The following is a 22,529-nucleotide window of genomic DNA, read 5'->3' as shown; positions in this document are numbered from 1 at the left end:
TCGGGCCTTCCTGAGTACTGGTGCTCATACCCGTTTTGCGTCGCGTACTAGGGTCCCTGATGTTTCCGGGGGAAGGATTGTTGCCATGCGTCGGTCGATGACAAGACGTCCCACTGCGCTGCTGGCCGGGCTGGCGCTCGTCGCGGCCGGCCTGGCCGGATGTTCCAGCGACCCTGGTCCCGACGACGCCGTCGACGGGTTCCTGTCCGCGTGGAAGTCCGGCGACCTCAGCCAGATCGCGTTCGTCGAGCCGACCGGTTCCAAGGTCGCCGCCACCGAGGTCACGACGGCGCTCAAGGAGCTGTCCGGGGAGCTTTTCAAGACCCCGCCGGCGGTACGCCGGGACGGCGACCCGAAGGAGGTCGAGGGCAGCGCGACCGCGGCCATCACCCTCGACTGGACGCTGCCGGGCGGCACGCACTGGACCTATCCGTCCACGGTCCGGCTGATCCAGGGCAACGACGACGTCTGGTCGGTGATCTGGGAGCCGGCGATCCTCAACGCCAAGCTCAAGAGCGGCGACCAGCTCGCGCTGCGGCGCCAACGACCGGAACGGGCCGGCATCCTGGACGGCGCCGGCAAGCCGATCGTCGAGCCCCGCGACGTGGTCGTGGTCGGCGTCGAGCCGGCTGGCGTCGACGACCCCGCGGGCATCGCCCGGGCGTTGGACTCGGCGTTCAAGTCGGTGCGGCCCGCACTGCCCAAGATCGACGTGTCGGACCTGCCTAAGCGGATCACCTCGGCGGAGGATCCGGAGCAGTTCCTCGAGGTCGTGTCGCTGCGCCGGGACGCGTACCTGCAGATCCGATCCAAGATCCAGCCTTTGGAGGGCACCCGGTTCCGCGAGGAGAAGCGCGACCTGGCCCCGACCAGGGCGTTCGCCCGCGCGCTGCTCGGCTCGGCCGACCCGGCGCTCAAGGAAGACATCGACAAACGGCCGGACGAGGTCGCCGCGGGTGACCTGGTCGGCCACGGCGGCCTCCAGGGTGCGCTCGACAAGCAGCTACGGGGTACGCCCGGCGTCTCCGTCGTGATCGCGAACAAGGGCCCGGACGGCGAGGTCACCGACGGCGAGGAGCTGTGGCGGTCGGAGGCCAAGCCCGGCACGCCGGTGAAGACCACGCTCGACGTCTCGGTGCAGAACGCCGCCGACACCGCCCTGGCGGGCCTCAAGCAGCGGTCCGCGCTCGTGGCCGTGCGGGTCAGCGACGGCGCGGTGCTCGCGGCCGCCAACGGCCCCGACGGCGGCAGCGGCGAGAACCTGGCGTTCACCGCGCAAGTCCCGCCGGGCTCGACGTTCAAGGTGGTCAGCGGCTACGGCCTGCTGGAGAGCGGCAAGGTCACCGCGTCGACGGCGGTCGACTGCCCGAAGACCTTCACCGTCGACGGCCGGTCGTTCAAGAACTCGGAGAACTTCGCCCTCGGCAAGGTGCCGTTCCAGGTCGACTTCGCCAAGTCGTGCAACACGGCGTTCGCGTCTCTCGCGCCCTCCCTCGGCGACGACGGCCTGGCGGCGGCCGGCCGGGCGCTCGGCCTGGAGGCCAAGTGGGACCTGGGCGTCGACGCGTTCAGCGGCAAGGTGTCGACCGGCGGCTCGGCGGCGGAGCGGGCGGCGGCGGCCTTCGGCCAGGGCACGACGCTGGTGTCGCCGTTGTCGATGGCATCCGCGACGGCGTCGGTGGCGAAGGGCGCGGCGGTGACGCCGAAGGTCCTGTCGGACCGGCCGGGTGCCGGCGACGGTTCTGCGTTGAAGGCCGACGCGCTCGGACCACTGAAGTCGATGATGCGGCAGGTGGTCACGTCGGGGACGGCGACGGCCCTCAAGGACGTGCCGGGCGGCGCGGTGTCCGGCAAGACAGGCACGGCGGAGTTCGACGACAACCCGGAGCACACGCACGCCTGGTTCGTGGGCTGGCAGGGCGACATCGCGTTCGCGGTCTTCGTCGAGAACGGCGGCGGCAGCGGCACGACGGCGGTCCCGGCCGCGGAACGCTTCATCCGCGCCCTGCACTGACGAGTCTTCCTCCGATGATCATCGGCAGGAAGCGAGGGCCGACGCCTAGCCCTCGTCCGCGGCCGGCGGCTCGTCGGTATCGGGGCGCAGGCCACCCGGCCGGACGTCCAGCGCGACCGCGTCCCCGTCATCGGGTGACGTCTTCCGGCGAAGCCCGCCCGGCCGCGCGTCGGTCGTGACGGCGTCGGCGTCGGCGTCGGCCGGCGAATCCTTACGGCGCAGGCCGCCCGGCCGCACATCGGTGGGCACGGCATCGCCGTCCGCCGCGGGCCTGCGGCGCAGGCCACCCGGACGGACGTCAGCGGCGGCCTCACCGTCGGCAGCGCGCCGCAGGCCGCCCGGCCTGACATCAGTGGCGGCCTCGCCGTCGGTAGCGCGCCCCAGGCCACCCGGACGGACGTCAGCGGCGGCATCGCCGTCGGTAGCGCGCCCCAGGCCGCCGGACCGAACGGCCTCGCCGTCGGTAGCGCGCCGCAGGCCGCCCGGACGGACGTCAGTGGCGGCATCGCCGTCGGTAGCGCGCCGCAGGCCGCCGGACCGGACGGCCTCGCCGTCGGTGGTGCGGCGTAGGCGGCCCGGACCGGTCGAGTCGCCGCCGAGCGGCGCGGCCAGGATGTCGGCCGCCGAACGGCGCTTGCCGGCGTCGCCGGGGATCACGTCGAAGGCGGACCGGCGTTGGCGCCCGATCGTGGGCTTCTTCCGCTCGGGAGACGGGCTCTCCTCCTCGGCGGCCGGCGCCACCACCTCTTCAGGCTCTTCCACCGGCTCCGGCTCCGGCTCCGACGGGGCCGGCGGCTCGACGACCGGGGCGAGGACGGCCACCGCAGCCGGCTCCGGGTCGGGTTCGACGGCCGTCAGCGGCGGGCGGAACCGGTCAGCGTCGGGCGCCGGGCGGCGGCGTTGGGTGAAGGCCAGCGGTGACCTGGTCGAAGCGGAGGCGGCCGCGCGGATCGGAGCCAGACCGGCGACAAGGGAGCTCACGATCTCGGCCGCGTACGCGCCGTCCGGGTCGTAGTCCGGGTCGAAGACGGTGAGCTCGATGCCCAGGCAGTGCGGGGTGTCGACCAGGCCGGCGATCAGCAGCTCGAGCTCGGTGAAGGCGATCCCACCCGGATCGGGCGCGTCGACCGCGGGCATCACGGCCGGGTCCAGGACGTCGACGTCGACGTGCACCCAGTAGCCCGCGCAGTCGGCGAGTTGGTCGCGTGCCCACTGCGCGGAGCGTGCCGCGCCCTCGGCGCGCAGGGCCGGCACCGGGCGGGTCAGGATGCCGGCGGCCTGGAGGTCCAGCCGGTACTCGTCCTGGGCGCGGATGCCCAGCACCACCACGTCGATGTCGCGGAAGTAGGGTCTTCGGCCTTCGATGGCGGCCAGCTCGGCCTGGCCGCGACCGGTCGCCAGGGCCAGGTCCTCGCCGGCCGCCGCGCCGACATAGGAGGCGTTGCCGGGGTGCCGGAAGTCGGAGTGCCCGTCCACGAAGACGAGGCCGATCCGGCCGCCGACCGCCTCGCCGAGGCGGTGCATGGCCAGGGCCGAGCCGAGCAGGATGGAGCAGTCGCCGCCGAGGACCACCGGGAACTCGTCGGCGTCGATGATCGCGCCGATGCGACCGGCCAAGGCCACCGAGTACGCGGCGATCGCGTCGGCGTGGCAGACCCCGTCGCCGGGTCGCCAGTCGCCCGGGTCGTACCTCGGTGGGGTCAGGCAGCCCGCGTCGCGGGCGACCAGCCGGCCCAGCAGGCCGTGGTCGCGGAGAGCGCCGGGCGCCTTGGCGCAGCCAGGAGTTGACGTCGGCGTGGGCGGTCGTAGGCCCAGGTTCGACGGCGCGTCCAGGAGTGCGATCCGGCGCACGGCGCTCACCGGCTCAGAACAGCGCGCTTGCCAGGGCCCGGCGGGCCGCGGAGACCGCCGGGTCGTCGGGTCCGGCGATCGTGAACAACGTCACCAGATGCTTGCGGACTGTCTCCTTGTCGTCGCCGACGCTGCGCCGGACCAGGTCGACCAGTCTCTTGTAGGCACGCTCGGCCTCGCCGCCGAGCACCTCGACGTCGGCCGCGAGCATCTGGGCCTCGAGGTCGTCGGGGGCCGCGGACGCCGCGGTCAGCGCTGCCGCCGCGTCGACGCCCTGCACCCGCCGGAACAGGCCGACCTGGGCGAGCCCGGCCTCGGCGGCCGCGTCGGCCGGCGCCTCGAACAGGATCTTCTTGTAGGCCGCCTCGGCCGCGTCGAGGTCGCCGACCATCAGCGCGTCGTCGGCGGACTCGAGCCGCGGGTCGGCCGGTGCCTCGACCTCGACGCCGCCGGCCTTGAGCACCGCGCCGATCCACTGGCGGAGCTGCGCCTCGGGCACGACGCCGGAGAACGCGTCGACGGGCTGGCCACCGACCACGGCGAAGACCATCGGGATGCCCTGCACCCGGAACATCTGCGCGAGCCGCTGGTTGGCGTCAACGTCGATCTTGGCCAGGATCCAGGCGCCGGCGCCCTCGATCGCGAGCTTCTCCAGCACCGGGGAGAGCTGCTTGCAGGGCTCACACCACTCGGCCCAGAAGTCGATCACCACGGGTGTCGTCATGGAACGTTCGAGGACCTCGGTCTGGAAGGTCGCCTCGGTCACCTCGATCACGGCCGCGTTGCCGCCGCCGGAGGGTGAGAACGCGGGTTGCTCGGCCGGTGGTCCGGCCGGCCCGCCCGCACCAGCACCGGCCGCCGGGGACGGTGATCCGGACGGCCGCAGTGCGCCGAGATCGACCGCACCGCGGGTGAAGATCGACGGAGAGGTCCGTGGTTCGCTCATGGTTCCCTAGTCTCGCACGCGCAGCGCGCGACGCAGACCGACCGCCACCGTGGTGAATAGCAGGGCCGCTGCTACCGCCGGCAGGGCGATCGCGATGGGCCCGGGCCAGGTCGGCGCCGCGAGCGCGAAGTCATCATCGACGAAATACGGGACATACCGGCCGACGACCGCCCAGGCGATGACGGCCGCCACCAAACCGGTGACCACGGCCGCGACGGCGACCGGCAGATAGGCCCAGAGCACCCAGCTTCCGCCGGTACGCGCCGCGAGTCCCTGCCGTCGCAGGGCGACCATGTCGTCGAGGACCCGCCGGCGGTCGACGGCCGCCATCAGCCACATGCCGCACGCGGCGAGCAGCACCGCGACCCCGCCGGCCAGCAGGTGGAACCAGACCGCGAGCGCCGGGCCACGCCCGTCGAGCCGGTCGGCGGCCGCCGTCATCGAGTCCCGGCCGATCACCACTAGTCCCCGCTCGGCCAACCGCTGCTCGATGTCGGGCGGAGCCGCCGACCCGAGCCAGACCTCGGCGGTGGCCAGGTCGGTGTTGCCGGTCGCGAGGCGCTCGGCGTACCCGAGGTCCATCAGCAGGCCCGTGCCGATCCGGGGCAGTGCGCGACCCTGCGCGACCGGCCGGATCGCCACCACGTTGCCGTCGACGCCCTCGGCCTCACCGGACTTGGGCGGTGGGCCGCCGCTGAGCACCGGTACGTCGGCGGGTGTGCCGGCCGGCAGCAGCACGGTCGGCCGAGGCTGAATGACCGCACCGGGCACGACCACGTGCACGCCACCGTCCTCCGCGGTCACCTTGGCGTCGTCGCCGGCCCGCCACTTGTCGGTCGTGAAAGCCGGCACCACGTCGGTGAACGGCTGGGACCGGTCGGCGCGCGCGGCCAAGGAGACGATCGACAGCTCGGCCGCCTCACCGCCGGCCGCCTCGTAGACCGCTTCGATCCCGGCCAGCCGGCAGCCGTCGACACAGGCCTGGCTGGCCAGCTCCCAGGTGTGCCGGCCGGGCTCGATCTCGGCGCTGCCGGCGCGCACCGGCGCGCCGCCGGTCAGTGGGCGCAGCAACGCGGTCAGCCGCAGTTCCGTGCGGGTCGCCGGTGGTGCCGAGCCAACCGTCGCCGGCGCGGCATAGTCCACGGTCAGAGCGAGCTCCGAGCCCTTGACCACGATCGGTTCGTCTGCCGGTGGGCGCAACTCGTCGGCTACCTCGGCGGGCGAGCGGTCGCCGTACTCCGGCCGCCAGATCGCCACGTCAGGCAGGGCGGCGGTGTCGACGAAGAGCACCGGCGGCCCGTCGACCACCTGCCGGGTGCCGACCGCCATCGCGAACCGGCCGTCCGGGTCGACCGCCCGCACCGCGGCCCGCAGCGTGCCCGAGTCGGTCGGTGGCACGGTCAGCGTGCGGATGGCGCCAGTCTGCACCGCGGCCCGGTCGGCACGCGCCTGGTCGGCCACGTCGACCGCGGTGGTGGCGAAGCCGAGCACGGCGACCGCGACCGCCAGCAGCACGAACAGGCGCTGGCTGCCGGGCCGGCGGGCGACCTGGAGGGCACCGAGGGCGAGCCCGAGCCGGCCGCGCTGGACCGCGCGGCGGCCGAGCCGGGCGGCGAGCGGCACCAGCAGCCGGCCGGTGAGCACCGCGATCGCCAGGCCGATCAGCCCCGGCACCAGCAGGCCGAGCCCGAGCAGTTGCCCGTCGAACGCGCGAAGCTGCACGGCGGCCAGCACGGCGAGCACGACCGCGGCGGCGTCGATCGCGATCGTCCGCCACGCGGCGCCCCGCGGCGGCACCCGACGCAGCAGGTCGACCACCGGGCTGGCCAGGTCACGGCGGAGCGCGAGCAGCCCGACCAGCACCGCTCCGGCGACCGCGATCAGGGCTGCGGACACCGCGCCCGGCGCCGGCGTGAGGTCGAAGACGGGGATCGGGCCGAATCGGGCGTTGGCGACCGCCCGGGTGGCCAGGGTCCCGGCCAGGTAGCCGAGCGGAGCACCGACCGCGATCGCGATCACGCTCTCCCCGGCGGCGAGCCAGAACCGGCCGACCCTGGGCGCGCCGCGCAGCGCGATCAGCGCCTGCTCGTGCCGGCGGGCGGCGGTCGCGCCGGCCACCGCGACGAAGATGACCAGCCAGCACAGGCCGATCAGCGGCAGCCCGGCCAACGGCACCAGCTCGCGGGTGAGCTGGTCGGAACGGCGTACGCGCTCGAAGAGGTTGGGCAGTTCGTCGATGAGCGAAGCGAAGCGGGCCGTCTCGTCGTTGGAGCCCAGGTCCTCGCTCAGCTCGTCGAGCGCGGCGGACAGCTCCGGCAGGTGGTCGGCGTCGAACGCGCCCGGACCGGGGATCGCCTCGACAGTGCGGTTGTCGGAGTCGTGCTCGAGCCCGTCGACCGTCGGCCGCCCGGCGAACAGCGGCTCCGCGGTGGTGTCCGGCGCGGTCGGTGCGAAATACCCGCTGCGCCCCCAGTACGGCTCGGCCCGGTCGACGGGCTGGTAGACGCCGACGACGGTGGTCGGGGCCGGCCGGCCGGCGATCACCCAGGTCCGGCTGATGTTGTCGTAGCGGGCCCAGCTCAACATGGCCGACCGGCCGGGCGTCAGGCCCAGTCGGTGGGCCGTGGCCTCGCCGACCACGACCTCACCGGCCGCCATCAGGCAGCGCCCGGCGACGATCCGCACGTGGTCACAGAGGCCGTCACGGAACGTCATCCAGGCGATCTCGCCCGGCTCGCTGTCGAGGCCGAGCACCGGCACCACCGCGGTCAGCACGGTGTCGAACCGGGGCAGCTCGGCCAGGTCGTTGGCCACCGCGTCGAACCGGTCCCGCTGGGTGCTGTCGATCCCGGCCTGGATCGACACCGTGCGCTCGGCCGGCGGGGTGTTGGCCACCTCGGCGACCGCCGAGGCCCGGTCGACCGCGGCCGTGTAGACGGGGCCGGCCACGGCCGCTGCCGTGGCCAACGCGCTGAGCAGCACCACCAGCGCCGCCTGCGCCCGGCGGGCCGTGAGCATCAAGGTCACCAGAGCGATCACGCGGACTCCTCGTCGACCGCGCGGACGAGCAGCGTCGCGGCCGCCGCGCCGGCCGTGCCGACGACCAGCAGCGCGCCGAGCAGGGCCAGGCCGAGCGGGACGAACTGTGGGCCAGCGGCGACCGGCAGCACGTTCCAGCCGTCGACGAAGAGCGGGATCGGCCGGCGGGTGACCGCCTGGGCCAGCGCGCTCGCGCCGATGCCGAGCGCGATCGCCGCCAATGCGAGCCCGAGGTAACCACCCCAGGCGACCCGGCTGACGACTCGCGGTGGCAGGCCCTGTGCGCGCAACGCGGCGAGCTCGGCCGCCCGTTCGGGGCGTTCGACGGCGGCCACCACGATGAACGCGCCGGCGGTGAGCAGCAGTCCGGCGAGGGCGGCGACGAGCTGGAAGCCCAACGCGGCCGGTGGTGCCTCGCGGCCGAACCGGTCGGTCAACCTGGCCGACGTCTCGTCGGAGATCACGGTCACCCCGCCGGCCCGCAGCCGGTCGACGATGTCGGGTGCGGCGTCGGCGGTCAGCCAGACCTGCGGCACGTCCTCGGTGCCGGGGTTCTCGGCGATCCGGTCCGCGTATTCCAGGTCCATCAGGTAGCCGAACCGGCCGGCGGTGGGCAGGGTGCCTACGACACCGACCTTGCGGATCGGCACGTCCTCACCCCCGAAGACGGGCAGCCGGGGGTCGCCGGCCGCCGGTGTCGGCGCGTTGTCGGTGGAGACCACCGGCAGCGGCGCGGGCGCGTCGACGGCGTAGACCCGGGTGGCCCGGTCGGACTCGCGCGCGGCGCGGACGGCGGTGATGGTGAGTGCGCCGTCCGCCATGGTCAGGTTGGGGCCGACCATGTCGGCGCCGACTCCGGCCCGCCAGCGCGATACGTCAGCGAGTGCGGCGGGCGGCAGGACCGGCCCGCCGGCACCGGAGAGCCCGAAGACGGTGACCGTCGTCCCCGGCTCCGGCACCACCGAGCGGCCGGCGAAGTTGCGGTTCACCGGCTCGATGCCGAGCACCCGGCAGCCGCCACCGCAACCGCTCAGCGTCGCGGTGTAGCTGGCCCGCGGGCCGCTGACCGGGCCGAACCGCACGGTGATCTGGTCGCCGGCCGGGTCCATCAGGTGCAGCAGGACGAGCAGGGGTTCGGCCACGGCCGAGGCGGCACCACCCGCGGCACCGCCGGTGTCGCCCGGTTCCAAGGGTGCCAGGGGTGCGGGCAGCAGCTTGACCTCGACGTCGAGGGTCAGCTCGCCGTCGGCGGTGGACAGTGCGGCGGGTGCCGCGGGGTGGAGCAGGTCGGCCAGGGTGGCGGGCGGCGGGCCTCCGTACACCGGCTGCCAGTCGGCGACCGCCGCGAAGCGGGCCGAGTCGACGGCGAGCAGCACCGTCGCGGGGCCGTTGAGGCCGCGCACCACAGCCATCGCCTGCCGGCCGCCGGGGTCGGCGGCACGCACGGCGGCGACGAGCTGTGCGCGGCTGCGGGCCTGGACCGTGAGCACCCGGTCGGCGCCGAGCTCGTGGCGGGCCCGCTCGACCCGGCTGTCACTGGCCGCGGTCCAGCCGCCGATCGCGGTGCCGAGCAGCGCGACGGCGATGACCAGCAACGCGAAAACGCGGTGCGTGCCCGGCCGCCGGGCGAGCTGGGTGGCGCCGAGCGCCGCCGGGACCCGGCCGGATCGCAGCGCGCGCCGGCCGACCCGGCCGGCCAACGGGGTGAGCAGCCGGCCGGCGGCGAGCGCGACGAGGACCGCGACCAGCGCGGGCGCGAGCAGCGAGAGGCCGGTCGTGTCGTCGCGCTCGACCGAGGTCGCGTAGCTCTGGTAGAGGCCGGCCGCGGCGACCAGCACGATGACCAGGTCGACCACCTCGGCCCGCCAGCCGCGGCGCCGGGACGGCACATGCCGGAGCAGGTCGGTCACCGGTGCGCGCATGCCGCCGGCGTCCGCGGCGACCGCCGCGAGCACAGCGCCGGCCAGGGCCGCGAGCGCGGCGATGCCGGACAGGATCGCGGCCGAGCCGGTCTCCTGGACGTTGCCGGCGACCAGCCTTGCCATACCGAGCCCGGCGGCCGCACCGATCACCGCGCCGAACAGCATCGGCACCGCGCTCTGCGCGATCGCCAGGTGCCAGAGCCGCCACCGCGCGGCACCACGCAGTTTCAGCAGGCCGATGTCGGGCCGGCGCTGCTCGGCCGTGTGCCGGACCGCGAAGAACAGCCCGAACCAGCAGAGCACCAGCAGTTGTACGGCCGCCACGCCGACGCCGAGGCTGACGAGGTCACGTTCCCGGTCGATCCGGTTGGCCAGCGTGACGGCGTCGGTGTTGACCCGCCAGGCGCCGTTGTCCCGGCCGACCGGCGCGAGGTCGGCACGCAGCCCGGCGAGGTCGTCGAGGAACATGCCGGGCGGGATCCGCACGTGGTAGTCGGCCGAGATCTCCTTGATCGGCAGTGCCGCGACGGTGTCGGAGCCGACGAAGGCCGGGTCGCCGGGCCCGTCCGCGCCAGGGTCGAGTGCCGACGAACCGCCGAAGTCGGTCAGCGCCCAGTACTGGCCGAGTGGATCCGACAACTGGTAGATGCCGACGACGGTGAACTCGATCGGCGGCTGTGAGGACAGCACGAAGTCGACCTTGTCGCCGGCCTTCACCTGGAGCGCCTGCGCGGTGCGCCGGCTGAGCAGCACCTCACCGGCGGCGCGCGGGCAGGTGCCCTCGACCGCCAGGTGCTCGCACATGTCGTCGCGGTAGACCACCCGTAGGCTCACCCGGGCCAACTCAGAGACAATCGCGCCGGTCTCGCGCAGGGACACGGTGCTGTCGGCCCCGGGGACGTCGACCAAAGCGCCGGCCTGCTGGTCGACCTCGGAGACCACGTCGGCCCCCGGACGCACGCGGCCACCGGCCGCGATCGCGCCCTCGACCTGGCCGGCGATCCGCACCACCAGCTCGCTGGAACGGGCACCGTCGACATCGGCCACCGCGACCGAGCGTTCCGCGGCTCGGACGTACCAGGGCGCGGCGGCGGCGACGGCCACGGCGAGGCCGGTGAGCACGAGCACCGTGGCGGCCTGTGCACGGCGCGCCCGCAGCGCGCCCCGAACGACTCCGAACATCCGCGGGTTACGCCGCGTCGCCGGTGTGCGACTCCGGGAGCTGGGCGGCACCGCCGGGAACCAGGGTCACGCTGCCGTCGGCCTGGTCGACGGTGAACAGGGTGCCGGGCGGGAAGTGGCCGAGCACGTCGGGCGGTAGTTGCACGGTGCCGTCGCCGGCGACCACGGCGAAGTCCTGGCCCCCGCGTCCTTCGGCACCGACCCGGCCGTCGCGGATGGTGACCGCCCGGCCCAGGCGCGCGCCGACCTCGGCGTCGTGGGTGACCACGACGACGGTGGTGCCGCGCTCGGCGTTGACCGTCTCCAGCGCGTCGAGCACCTCGTCGCGGCCGTGCGAGTCGAGCTGGCTGGTCGGCTCGTCGACCAGCAGCAGGCCGGGCGACGCGGCGATGCCGACCGCGAGCGCGGCGCGCTGGCGGGCGCCGGGCGCCAGGTCGGTCAGCCGCGCCGCGCCCTTGCCGCGCAGGCCGACCAGGTCGAGGATGCGCTCCGGATCTTCGAGCTCGATGCCCTCGGTGCGGGCGGCGCGGCGCTGGGCGAGCCAGACGTTGCGCTCCAGCGACGCGTACGGCAACAGGTTGCGGGCGGCGCCCTGGAGCACCACACCGATCTGGGTGCCGCGCAGCCGCGAGATCTCGGCGTCGCTGAGCTTGCCTAGGTCGAAGGTGCCGACGTTGACCCGCCCGGCGGACGGGCGCATGAGCCCGGCGAGCAGCGCGACCAACGTGGACTTGCCTGAACCCGACGGGCCGACCAGCGCGAGCATCTCGCCGGGACCGATCGACAGGTCGACACCGGAGAGGGCGACGACATCGCCCGCCTCGGCACGATAGATGTGCACCACCCGGCGACATGCGACAGCGAGACCCGACACGGGTACTGCCTATCACCTATGACGGCGATAGCGCAGCCCCGTGATCACAGCGTTAGCAGAGCTGGCCTCAGAAGCGTGCGGGTTCCCGGTAAATGCCCCACTCGTCCTTCAGGACGCCGCAGATCTCGCCCAGGGTCGCCTCGACGCGCACGGCGTCCAGCATGGCCGGGATCATGTTGTCGCCGGTCCTGGCCACGTCGACCATCCGCTTGAGGGCGGCCTCGACGACCGCCTCGTCGCGGGCGGCCTTGCGGCGGCCCAGCAGCGCCTTCTGCTCGATCTCGACCTCGTGCGAGATGCGCAGGATCTCCAGCTCCTTGGCGGTGGTGGAGGTGTGCACGTTGACCCCGACGATCTTCTTCTCACCCTTTTCGAGGGCACGCTGGTAAGTAAAAGCCGAGTCGGCGATCGCGGCGGTGAACCAGCCGTCTTCGATGCCGCGCAGGATGCCCGAGGTGATCGTGCCGTCGGAGCCCAGCTCGCGGATCCGCTCGAAGGTCTTCTCCGCCTCGGCCTCGATGGCGTCGGTGAGCGCCTCGACGTACCAGGAGCCGCCCAGCGGGTCGGCCACGTTGGTCACGCCGGTCTCCTCCATCAGCACCTGCTGCGTGCGCAGGGCGATCTCGGCCGACTCGTCGGTGGGCAGCGCCAGCGTCTCGTCGAGCGCGTTGGTGTGCAGCGAGTTGGTGCCACCGAGCACCGCGGCCAGCGCTTCCACGGCGGTGCGGACGACGTTGTTGACCGGCTGCTGCGCGGTCAGCGAGACGCCCGCGGTCTGCGTGTGGAAGCGCAGCCAGAGGGCGCGTTCGTCGGTGGCGCCGTAGACGTCGCGCAGCCAGCGCGCCCAGATGCGCCGGGCGGCGCGGAACTTGGCGATCTCTTCGAAGAAGTCGACGTGCGAGTCGAAGAAGAACGACAGGCCGGGAGCGAACGTGTTGATGTCGAGACCCCGGGACAGGCCGAGCTCGACGTAGCCGAAGCCGTCAGCGAGCGTGTACGCGAGCTCCTGCGCGGCGGTCGAGCCGGCCTCGCGGATGTGGTAGCCCGAGACCGACAGCGGCTTGTAGCGGGGGATCTCGCGGGCGCAGTATTCCATCAGGTCGCCGATCAGGCGCAGGTGCGGCTCCGGCTCGAAGAGCCACTCCTTCTGCGCGATGTATTCCTTGAAGATGTCGGTCTGCAGCGTCCCGTCGAGCTTGCTCAGGTCGGCGCCCTGCCGCTCGGCGGCCACCAGATACATGCAGAAGACCGGCACCGCGGGCCCGGAGATCGTCATCGAGGTGGTGACCGAGGCCAGGTCGATGCCGTCGAAGAGCTCGTCCATGTCGGCGGCCGAGTCGATGGCCACGCCGCAATGGCCGACCTCGCCCAGCGCCTGCGCGTCGTCGGAGTCGCGACCCATCAGGGTCGGCATGTCGAACGCGACCGACAGCCCGCCGCCGCCGGCGCCGAGGATCAGCTTGTAGCGCTCGTTGGTCTGCTGCGCGTTGCCGAAGCCGGCGAACTGCCGGATCGTCCAGGTGCGGCCCCGGTAGCCGGTCGGGTAGAGGCCGCGGGTGTAGGGATATTCACCGGGCCAGCCGACCCGCTCGAAACCGGGCACGTCGGCGCCAGGAGGCGGCCCGTAGACCGGCTCGACCGGCATGCCGGAGAGCGTGGTGAAGTCGGCGTCGCGCTTGCGTGCGGCGTCGTAGCGGGCCTGCCAGCGCGCTCGCCCAGCAGCGATCTCCTCGGCGTCCATCGGGCCAGTCTAGATGGTTCGCCTGAACGATCGCTAAGCCTCTGGTACGTGTACGTCGTCAACCCTGATGTTCACCTCGGTCACGTGCAGGCTGAGCATCTTCTCGACGGAGCTGATCACCTCGGCCCGGACCGCGTCGGTCACGGTGCGCACGACCTGCCCGTACTCGATGACCAGGGTGATCTCGACCGTGGCCTGGTCGCCCTGGAGGCGGACCTTGACGCCCCGGTCGGCCGCGTCGTCGGCGTCACCGAGGCCGACCCGCTCGCGCAGGCCGGCGAACACCCGGGCGACGTCGCCGCCGAGGTCGTGGACGCCGGGCACCCCGCGCACGGCGATCCCGGCGATCTTCTCGACGACCTCGTCGGCGACGGTGGTCGCGCCGCGCTCGGCGGCCAGGGAACCCTCGTTGCGCAGTCGTTCGACGACCGCCGACGCGACCCGGCCGGACGCGGCCGTGGCGCGCTCGACCACCTCGGAGATCGCGACACCCTCGCCGTTGCTCTCCGGCCGCTGTGCTGGCACGTGTGCCTGGGCCGCCGCCGCGTCGTCGGCAGCCGTGGTGCTGGCTTCGGTCATGGCCGGCACCCTAGCCCCGCCAGGCAACCCTGTCAGCCGGCCTTGACGGCAGCACCCCGCACCAGTTCGGCCCGCCCGTCGACGAGGTGCAGCTCCGCGTCGCAGGCCGCGGCCGCCTCCGGGTCGTGAGTCGCGAACACGACCGCCGCGCCCCGGAACGCCTCCTCGCGGAGCAGGTCGATGACCTTCTGCCGGTTGGTCGCGTCGAGCTCGCTGGTGACCTCGTCGGCCAGCACCACGTCACCGTGCAGCGCGAGCCCCCGGGCGATCGCCGTGCGCTGCTGCTGGCCACCGGAGAGCTCCTCGACGAGCTGGTCGGCCTGGCCGCTCAGGCCCAGCCGCTCCAGGGCCTCGGCGGTGCGCCGGCGCGCCTCCGGCGGTGTGACGCCACCGGCGATGAGGGCGACCTGCACGTTCTCGGCGGCGGTCAGGATCGCGGCCAGCCCGTTGTCCTGCGGCACCAGCACGATCTGCTGCGCGACCGCGAAGTCCCGGTCGCGGACCGCCTCGCCGTCCACGGTCACGCTGCCCGCCGACGGGCGCAGCAGCCCGGCCATGGTCCACAGCAGCGTCGTCTTGCCGGCTCCGGACGGGCCGGTCACGGCGAGCACCTGCCCCGGCGTGGCGAGCGCGGAGACGCCGGCCAGCACCGGCTCGCCCGCGCCGTACGCGACGGTCACCTCGTCGACGACGATGGTCCTGCTCATCGGTTTCCCCCTTCGAGCGCCGGTACGAGCCGGATGGTGCCGTCGGCGTCGGACGCGATCTTGACAAGCGTGCCCGGCGGCAGCCGGTCGAGCAGCTCCGTCGGAAGGTGCACGCTACCGTCGCGCCCCACCACGGAGTAGTCCTCTCCGCGCCGGCCCTCGGCGCCGACCCGGCCGTCGCGGATGGTCACGGTGCGGCCGAGCGCCGCGCCGACCTCGATGTCGTGGGTGACGACCACGACCGTGGTGCCGGCCGCGTGCAGGCGGTGCAGCACCTCCAGCACCTCGTCGCGGGAGTGCTCGTCGAGCTGGTTGGTCGGTTCGTCGAGCAGCAGCAGGCCCGGCCGAGCGGCCAGGGCCACCGCGAACGCCAGCCGTTGCCGCTCACCCGGTGCCAGCTCACCCGGCTCCGCGCGGCGCTTGGCCAGCAGGCCCACGTCGTCGAGGATCACCGTCGGGTCCGGCGGGCGCCGGCCATGGCTGCGGGCCGCGCGCTGGGCGAACCGCACGTTCTGCTCGCAGGTCAGGTACGGCAACAGGTTTCGCGCACTGCCCTGCAGCGAGACGCCGACGTCGACCGCCCGCAGCCGCTGCACCTCGGCCGGCCCGGCCCTGACCAGGTCGAGCTCGCCGACGTGCAACCGCCCGGCCGAGGGCCGCAGCACACCGGACATCAGCGACAGCAGCGTGGACTTGCCCGCACCGGACGGCCCGACCAGGGCCACCGACTCACCGGGCGCGATGTCGAGGTCGACGCCGGCCAGCGCGACCACGTCGTAACCCTCCAGCCGGTAGATCAGGACCACGCCCCGGCAGGTGACGCCGAGCGGCACGAAGCCCACCTCGGTGTCCAGCGTGTCGACTCGCGCGCTCATCGCGCACCTCCCCGCACTCGGCGCAGCACCAGACCCGCGCCCACGAGCGCGACCAACAGGAACAACAGCGAGCCGAGCAGCCACCAGCCGCCCAGCCGATAAGCCTGGTCGCCGCCGTCGATCGAGACCAGCGCGATCGCGGGCAGCACCAGAGCAGCACCGCCGACCCCGGCCACGACCCCGGCGACGACCGGATACCCGAGCACCATCAGGTTCTCCCGGTTGGCCATCGCCCGCAGGGCCTTGGCCGGGACGCCGGTCAGCCGCAGTCCGCGCGCCTGCTCGCGGCGCCACGGCGCGGTGATGCCCGCGTCGAGCACCAGCGCGAGCAGTGCGAGCAGCAAGGCGACCAGCCCGGAGAACAGGTAGAGCCGCAGGGCGAGCGCCGGCGCGGCTCGGCCGAGCTGGGTCATCTGTGCGGACCAGCTCTCGGTGCGCACCACCGGCACGCCCTCGGCGGCCAGCCGCGCGCCCAGGTCGGCCGGTGCCGCATCGGTCGCCCAGACCTCGAAGGTCATCTGGTCGGTGTTGAGCCCGGCGGAGCGTTCGGCCCGGTCCACCATCGCGGGGCCGTCGAAGAGCAGCGCGTTTCCGCCGCCGCGCGGCACCAGGTCGACATGGTCGACCACCTTCACCGGGTCCGGCGCCCTGCCGAGCAGCGGGAAGGAGAAGCTGCCCGCCTCGGGGTCGTCGGCGGGCGCCGGGCCGGCCAGGACGACCGGTGCCTCCGCGGACACGTCGCCGTACTGCGCCACGATGTCCATGCTGCTGGCACCGGTCACGTCGAGCGTGAGCCCGCTGTCGTCGGTGCTGATGTTCATCGTCTGGGTTGCCGGCAGGGGCTCGGTCGGGCGCCAGGCGCCGGGAACGCTCAGCGCCGCGTCGAGCGGGGCGCCGCCGAGCTCCAGGCTCTCGATCGTGACGGTCGCGGCGCCCGGCTCGTTGTCACCCGGGTAACGGCGCACCTGCAGGCCGAGCAGCCGGCACCCGGCCGGGGCGCAGGTCAGGTCGCCCGAGTACGTGGCGGACCCGGACTTGAGCGGACCAAGGTAGATCGAGCGCGGCGCGGCGCCGGGCTCGCCGACCACCATGCCGAGGCTCATCGGCCGCTTCTGCTGGAGCGCGCGCACGGTCGCCCGCACCTGCACCCGACCCGTCTTCAGCGTCACGGTCGGTGCGCTCGCGTCGTCGAGGCTCTTCGCCACGGCGGCGACCTGCTCGGGTGACTTGTCGGGCCAGCGGCTGACCGCGAGCATCCGCTCCGCGTCCACCCCGATCAGGTCGACGTAGTCGAGGTTGTAGCTCTGCTTGACCCGCGTCACCGCCATCGCGACCTGGCCGGTCGGGTCGATCCGGGCGACCGCGGCACGCACCTGGTTGGGCTCGGTGGCGTTGACGACGTACACCCGGTCGGCGCCGATCTCGGCGTTGGCGGTACGCAGCCGGTTCGCCGAGGAGACGTCCCAGATGGTCGCCGCGAAGGTCAGCAGCGCCAGCGCCACCGTCAGCACAGCGACCAGCCGCGCGCTCTCGGGCCGGCGGCCGACCTGGGCAGCGGCCAGCAGCGTGGGCAGCCGGCCCCGGCGGACCGCCCTGGGCAGCCGGCGACGGGCGACCAGGCCGAGCAGCCGGGCGGTGAGCAGGCCGGCGAGCAGGGCGATCAGCGCCGGCGCCGCATAGCCCAGCGTCGCGCTCTGCCCGTCGCTGCCGGCCAGGAGCTGGTAGAGGGCGGCCAGCGCGAGCGCCGCGACGATCGCCTCGACCACCAGCGCCCTTCGCCGCGCGCGGTGCGGCACGCGGCGCAACAGCGCACCGATGCTCGCCCGTACGGTCTCCCGGGCGCCGAGCACGGCGGCGGCCACGGCGCCGAACAGCGCGCCGAGGCCCACCAGCAACGCCGGCCAGCCGACCTGGACGTCGACGCCGGGCGCCAGGAAGGCGCCGGCCGCGAGGTTGGTCAGCCCGATGCCGAGCAGCAGGCCGAGCGGCGCGGCCAGGGCGATCAGCAGCAACGGCTCACCGACCGCGAACCGGGTGATCCCGCCGAGGCTGAGCCCACGCAGCTTGCCGACCGCGATCTCCGCCCGCCGGTCGTCGGTGACGGCCGCGACCACCAGGAACAACACGAACCAGCAGAGGACCACCAGCGGCAGGGCGACCGTGGGCACCGAGGCGGTGATGGCCGATCGTTGCCGGTCGGCGACCCGCAAGCTGTCCAGCAGGCCGATGGTGAACGCCACGTCCTCGATCGAGTTGGCCGCGCTCAAGGCGTTGAGCTCGCGGAGCAGCTCCGGCACGTCGCCCAGCCGGACCCTCTCGGGCACCAGCGGGTATTCGATGGAGGCCACCGGGCGACCGAGCGGGATGCTCCGCACGGTGCTTTCGGTGCCGGTGAACAGCTCGTCGACGATCTTTGTGCCGTCGCCGTACTCGTTGAACTCGGAGCCACCGAAGAAGCCGGTGGTCTCCCAGTACGGGTCGGTAGGGTCCCCGATCCGGTAGATGCCCACGACCGGGAAGCTGGGGTTCTTCGGAGGCGGCGCGCCAATCGTGGTGCGCGAGCTGCCGCCGGTGGCCGGCAACCGCACCAGATCGCCCATGTGCACGTCGATCCGCTCGACCGTGCGGTCGCTGATCATCAGCTCGTTCTCGCCCGGGCAGCGCCCTTCGACGATCGTGAGGTGCTCGCAGGCGCCCGGGCGGTAGACCAGTCGGCCCCGGCTCTTCTGCTTGATGGCGGGGTCGACGCTGTTGGCGATGGTGTCCTGGGGGCTGCCGAGGACGGAGGCCACAATCGGCGTGGCCTTGAGCCGAGCGTCGACCTTCGTCGACATGTCCTGCAGCTCGGTGCTGCGCGCCGTCAACCCCGCCACGATCGGCGGCGGGCCCGCGACCGTGTCGGTAAGCACCGACTGCGCGGCAGCCCTCGAATACAGCGGCACGAGCACGGCGGCCGCGATAGCGACCGTCGACAGCAGGACGACGAGCGTCGACCGGCCAAACCGTGATCGGATGCCGCGCAGAGTCACGATCAGACCGGACACTGGCTCACCTCCGGGGAACGTAACGCGCGACGTCGCCCCGAAGGTTGCCTAGTTTTCGATCTCGAGAGTCGACAGCAACCGATCGGCCGCGGCATAAGGGGACAGTTCGCCTGCGGCCACCGCGGAGGCCAGTTCTCCAAGGGTCGTACCGTCGCGGAACGAGGCCATCCGGGCACGCAGCGCGCCCAGCGTGATGGCCTCGACCTCGGCGGCCGCCCGCTTCTCCCGGCGGCGGCGAAGCTGGTCGTGCTCGACCAGCCAGGCGCGGTGCTTGTCGACCGCCTCGATGATGTCGGTGATGCCCTCGGCCTTGCTGGCCACCGCGCGCACCACCTGCGGCCGCCAGTCACCCGGGCCGCGCTCGCCGAGGCTGATCATGCCCTGGATGTCCCGGTAGGTGTTGTCCGCACCGTCCCGGTCCGCCTTGTTGACCACGAACACGTCGGCGATCTCCAGAATGCCGGCCTTGACGGCCTGGATCGCGTCGCCCATGCCGGGCGCGAGCAGCACCAGCGTGGTGTCCGCCAGTGATGCGACCTCCACCTCGGCCTGCCCGACACCGACGGTCTCGACCAGCACCACGTCGCAGCCGGCGCCCTCCAGCACCCGGACCGCCTGCGGGGTGGCGGCGCCGAGCCCGCCGAGGTGCCCGCGGGACGACATCGACCGGATGTAGACACCCGGGTCGGTGGCGTGGTCCTGCATGCGCACCCGGTCGCCGAGGATCGCGCCGCCGGTGAACGGGCTGGACGGGTCGACCGCCAGCACGCCCACCCGATGCCCCTGCTTGCGCAGGTGGCTGACCAGCTCGTTGGTGGTCGTCGACTTGCCGACGCCGGGCGACCCGGTCAGGCCGATCACCTGCGCCCGACCCGTGTGCGGCGCGAGCGCGGCCGCGATCTCGGGCAGCAGCTCGTCACCGTTCTCCACGAGGGTGATCAGCCGCGCGACGGCCCGGTGGTCACCGGCCTGGGCCTGCTCGACCAGCTCGGGAACGCTTCGGCTGCGCCGAACGGTCATGCGTTGGGAACGGTGATGATCAGGGCGTCGCCCTGGCCGCCGCCGCCGCACAGGGCCGCCGCGCCGGTGCCGCCGCCGCGCCGCTTGAGCTCCAGCGCGAGGGTGAGCGCCAGCCGGGCGCCGCTCATGCCGATCGGGTGGCCGAGCGCGATGGCGCCGCCGTTGACGTTGACGATCTCGTCGGTGACACCGAGGTCCCGCATCGACTGGATGCCGACCTGGGCGAAGGCCTCGTTGATCTCGATCAGGTCGAGATCCGCGACGGAGAGCCCCTGCTTGGCGAGCGCCTTCTTGATCGCGTTGGACGGCTGCGAGTGCAGGGAGTTGTCGGGACCGGCGACCATGCCGTGCGCGCCGATCTCGGCGAGCCAGGACAGGCCCAGCTCCTCGGCCTTGGCCTTGCTCATCACGACCACCGCGGCGGCGCCGTCGGAGATCGGGGACGAGCTGCCCGCGGTGATCGTGCCGTCGGCGGCGAAGGCGGGGCGCAGCTTGCCCAGCGACTCGCCGGTCGAGTCGGGCCGGATGCCCTCGTCCTCGCTGATCACGATCGGCTCGCCCCGGCGCTGCGGGACCTCGATCGGCACGATCTCCTCGGCCAGGAAGCCGTTCTTCTGCGCGGCGGCGGCCCGCTGGTGGCTGCGCGCGGCGAACTCGTCCTGTTCGGCCCGGCCGATGCCCAGCTTGGTGCCCAGCCGCTCGGTCGACTCGCCCATGCTGATCTGGTCGAAGGCGTCGGTGAGGCCGTCGAGCGCCATGTGGTCCTTGACCGTGACGTCGCCGTATTTGTAGCCGCCCCGCTGGCCGAGCATCAGGTGCGGCGCGTTGGTCATCGACTCCATGCCGCCGGCCACCACGATCTCCGCCTCGCCCGCGCGGATGAGCTGGTCGGCGAGGGCGATCGCGTCGAGACCCGAGAGGCAGACCTTGTTGATGGTCAGCGCCGGCACCGACATCGGGATGCCGCCCGCGACGGCGGCCTGACGGGCGGGGATCTGCCCGGAGCCGGCCTGGAGCACCTGACCCATGATCACGTAGTCGACCCGGTCGGCCGCCACACCGGCGCGCTCGAGCGCCGCCTTGATGGCGAACCCACCCAGTTTGGTCGCCGGGAAGTCCTTGAGGTTGCCCAACAGCCGGCCCATCGGCGTGCGCGCGCCGCCAACGATCACGCTCGTCATGTCGTTTACCTCTCAGAACGGGTGTCGACCGGTCACCTTAGCGATCGTTCGGCCAGAATATCGCCATGGGCCAGGACGCCGCCGCGAAGCACGCTGACGACTCTGTCACTTCGGATGTGGGACTGCTCCGCATCGACCATGTCGGGGTGGCGGTCGCCGACCTTGACGAAGCCGTCGAGTTCTACACCCGGGTGTTCGGGATGACCTGTGTGCACATCGAGGAGAACACCGACCAGGGCGTACGCGAGGCGATGATGTCGGTCGGCCCGACCACCGAGGGCGGCTGCGTGCAGCTTCTCGCGCCGCTGTCGCCGGCGTCGGCCATCGCCAAGTTCCTCGACCGGTCCGGCCCGGGCGTGCAGCAGGTCGCGTACACGGTGCGTGACGTGGAGGTGGCCGCCGCCGTGCTGCGCGACCGCGGCATGCGGCTGCTCTACGACGCACCCCGGCGCGGCACCGCCGGCTCCCGGATCAACTTCGTGCACCCGAAGGACGCCGGCGGCGTGCTGGTCGAGCTCGTCGAGCCGCCCCGCTAGGCCAGTTTGGCCACGATCGGGGCCGCGGCGGCCAGGTTGCCGCCCAGGTGGAAATAGCTGATCCCGAACCGTTCACGGACCTCGACCAGCTTGTCGACACACTCGTCGACGGTGCCGTGCAGCACCGCGGGCGACGCGGCCAACTCCTCCGGCGTCGCCGCCGCGGCCTGGCTCGACGTCGAGCCGTGCGTCTCGCCACCGACCGTCACCCGCACGTCGAGCATCGTCATCTGGAACTCGAGCCGCTCGGGTTCGGGGGCGGCGGCGCGCGCCCAGGCGACCTTCCGCGCGATCCGCTCGGCGGTCATGTCGGCCATCGCCGCGGCCAGCCCACCCCCGGCGGTCAGCCGCGGGTTGATGCCGACGATGTCCGCCGTGCGCCCAGCCAGTTCGAGCACCTTGCGACCGCCCCCGCCGACCAGCAGCGGCGGGCGCCGATCCAGCTTGGGCAGCCCGTCGAGCTCGGTGATCCGATAGTGCTTGCCGGCGTACGTCAGCGGCGCGGGACCGAACAGCCCGGAGACCACCTCGATCGACTCGGCGAGCCGCTCGACCCGTTCGGCCGGCGGATCGAAGGTGAGCCCGGCCGCCTCGTGCTCACTCTGCTTCCAACCGGCGCCCAGGCCGACCTCCACCCGGCCACCGGAGAACACCGCGAGGTTGGCCATCGACTTGTGCAGCAGCACGGGGTGCCGGAAGTCGTTGCAGAACACCAGTGCGAGCACGTGGAGCCGGCTGGTCGCCTCGGCGGCCACCGTCATCGCCACGATCGGGTCCATCGCCCAGCCGTCGGTGAAGTGGTCGGACACGGCCACCGAGCTGAAACCCAGCTCCTCGATCCGGCGGATCTGATCGCGCCACTGCTCCGGGCTCCGGTTGAGGCCCGGCATGGACGCGGTGAAGCGAAACGGCTTCGGCATGGCGCCGACCCTAGTGGCTCGTTTCGCGAACGGGGTCCGGGCCGGCGGCGGCGTGCGTAACGTCCGGATCAGCGGGATTGTCGGGGGCTGCGGAGGTT

15 protein-coding genes are annotated in these 22,529 nt (G+C 73.2%); 2 read left to right on the top strand and 13 right to left on the bottom strand.

Annotated features, from left to right (window positions below; translation table 11 throughout):
- Nucleotides 1–97 precede the first annotated feature (97 nt).
- Nucleotides 98–2,014, top strand: coding sequence for a penicillin-binding transpeptidase domain-containing protein (locus tag BLV39_RS18465; protein WP_239083853.1), 1,917 nt, complete (start codon nt 98–100; stop codon nt 2,012–2,014).
- A gap of 45 nt (nt 2,015–2,059) precedes the next feature.
- Here BLV39_RS18465 and BLV39_RS44825 read toward each other — a convergent pair whose 3' ends face one another.
- The 12 genes from BLV39_RS44825 to BLV39_RS18405 form a co-directional block, all read right to left on the bottom strand.
- Nucleotides 2,060–3,874, bottom strand: a complete 1,815-nt coding sequence (locus BLV39_RS44825) for an arginase family protein (RefSeq protein ID WP_275414279.1) — start codon at nt 3,872–3,874, stop codon at nt 2,060–2,062.
- Nucleotides 3,875–3,878: 4 nt separating this feature from the next.
- A complete protein-coding gene (locus tag BLV39_RS18455) occupies nt 3,879–4,811 on the bottom strand; it encodes a tetratricopeptide repeat protein (protein WP_090793777.1) in 933 nt (310 codons plus the stop codon).
- A 6-nt stretch (nt 4,812–4,817) separates the two neighbouring features.
- Nucleotides 4,818–7,850, bottom strand: coding sequence for an ABC transporter permease family protein (locus BLV39_RS18450; protein WP_090793775.1), 3,033 nt, complete (start codon nt 7,848–7,850; stop codon nt 4,818–4,820).
- Nucleotides 7,847–10,954, bottom strand: coding sequence for an FtsX-like permease family protein (locus BLV39_RS18445; RefSeq protein WP_090793772.1), 3,108 nt, complete (start codon nt 10,952–10,954; stop codon nt 7,847–7,849). The genes BLV39_RS18450 and BLV39_RS18445 overlap by 4 nt, the downstream gene beginning before the upstream one ends.
- 7 nt (nt 10,955–10,961) lie before the next feature.
- Nucleotides 10,962–11,828 carry an ABC transporter ATP-binding protein gene (locus tag BLV39_RS18440; RefSeq protein ID WP_090793769.1) on the bottom strand — a complete coding sequence of 289 codons (867 nt, stop codon included), beginning with the start codon at nt 11,826–11,828 and terminating at the stop codon, nt 10,962–10,964.
- A 67-nt stretch (nt 11,829–11,895) separates the two neighbouring features.
- Nucleotides 11,896–13,569 carry a coenzyme B12-dependent isobutyryl-CoA mutase large subunit gene (gene icmA / locus BLV39_RS18435; RefSeq protein ID WP_090793766.1) on the bottom strand — a complete coding sequence of 558 codons (1,674 nt, stop codon included), beginning with the start codon at nt 13,567–13,569 and terminating at the stop codon, nt 11,896–11,898.
- A gap of 33 nt (nt 13,570–13,602) precedes the next feature.
- A complete protein-coding gene (locus BLV39_RS18430; RefSeq protein WP_090797502.1) occupies nt 13,603–14,148 on the bottom strand; it encodes an Asp23/Gls24 family envelope stress response protein in 546 nt (181 codons plus the stop codon).
- Nucleotides 14,149–14,180: 32 nt separating this feature from the next.
- On the bottom strand, nt 14,181–14,855 hold the full coding sequence (locus BLV39_RS18425) for an ATP-binding cassette domain-containing protein (RefSeq protein ID WP_090793764.1): 675 nt from the start codon (nt 14,853–14,855) through the stop codon (nt 14,181–14,183).
- Entirely contained in the window at nt 14,852–15,730 is an 879-nt protein-coding gene (locus BLV39_RS18420; protein ID WP_090793761.1) for an ABC transporter ATP-binding protein, read from the bottom strand. Before BLV39_RS18420 ends, BLV39_RS18425 begins: the two co-directional genes overlap by 4 nt.
- On the bottom strand, nt 15,727–18,774 hold the full coding sequence (locus BLV39_RS18415) for an FtsX-like permease family protein (protein WP_090793757.1): 3,048 nt from the start codon (nt 18,772–18,774) through the stop codon (nt 15,727–15,729). Before BLV39_RS18415 ends, BLV39_RS18420 begins: the two co-directional genes overlap by 4 nt.
- Before the next feature lie 48 nt (nt 18,775–18,822).
- Nucleotides 18,823–19,794, bottom strand: coding sequence for a methylmalonyl Co-A mutase-associated GTPase MeaB (gene meaB, locus BLV39_RS18410; protein ID WP_090793753.1), 972 nt, complete (start codon nt 19,792–19,794; stop codon nt 18,823–18,825).
- Nucleotides 19,791–20,975, bottom strand: coding sequence for an acetyl-CoA C-acetyltransferase (locus BLV39_RS18405; RefSeq protein ID WP_090793750.1), 1,185 nt, complete (start codon nt 20,973–20,975; stop codon nt 19,791–19,793). Before BLV39_RS18405 ends, meaB begins: the two co-directional genes overlap by 4 nt.
- 65 nt (nt 20,976–21,040) lie before the next feature.
- Here BLV39_RS18405 and mce point away from each other — a divergent pair, with 65 nt between their 5' ends.
- A complete protein-coding gene (gene mce / locus BLV39_RS18400) occupies nt 21,041–21,511 on the top strand; it encodes a methylmalonyl-CoA epimerase (RefSeq protein ID WP_090793748.1) in 471 nt (156 codons plus the stop codon).
- Here the strand turns inward: mce and BLV39_RS18395 are convergent.
- On the bottom strand, nt 21,508–22,431 hold the full coding sequence (locus BLV39_RS18395; RefSeq protein ID WP_090793745.1) for a TIGR03621 family F420-dependent LLM class oxidoreductase: 924 nt from the start codon (nt 22,429–22,431) through the stop codon (nt 21,508–21,510). The genes mce and BLV39_RS18395 overlap by 4 nt on opposite strands.
- Nucleotides 22,432–22,529 lie beyond the last annotated feature (98 nt).

The organism is Asanoa ishikariensis (assembly GCF_900107455.1).
Classification (GTDB): Bacteria; Actinomycetota; Actinomycetes; order Mycobacteriales; family Micromonosporaceae; genus Asanoa; species Asanoa ishikariensis.
This window is presented reverse-complemented; position numbering and strand designations above follow the sequence as displayed.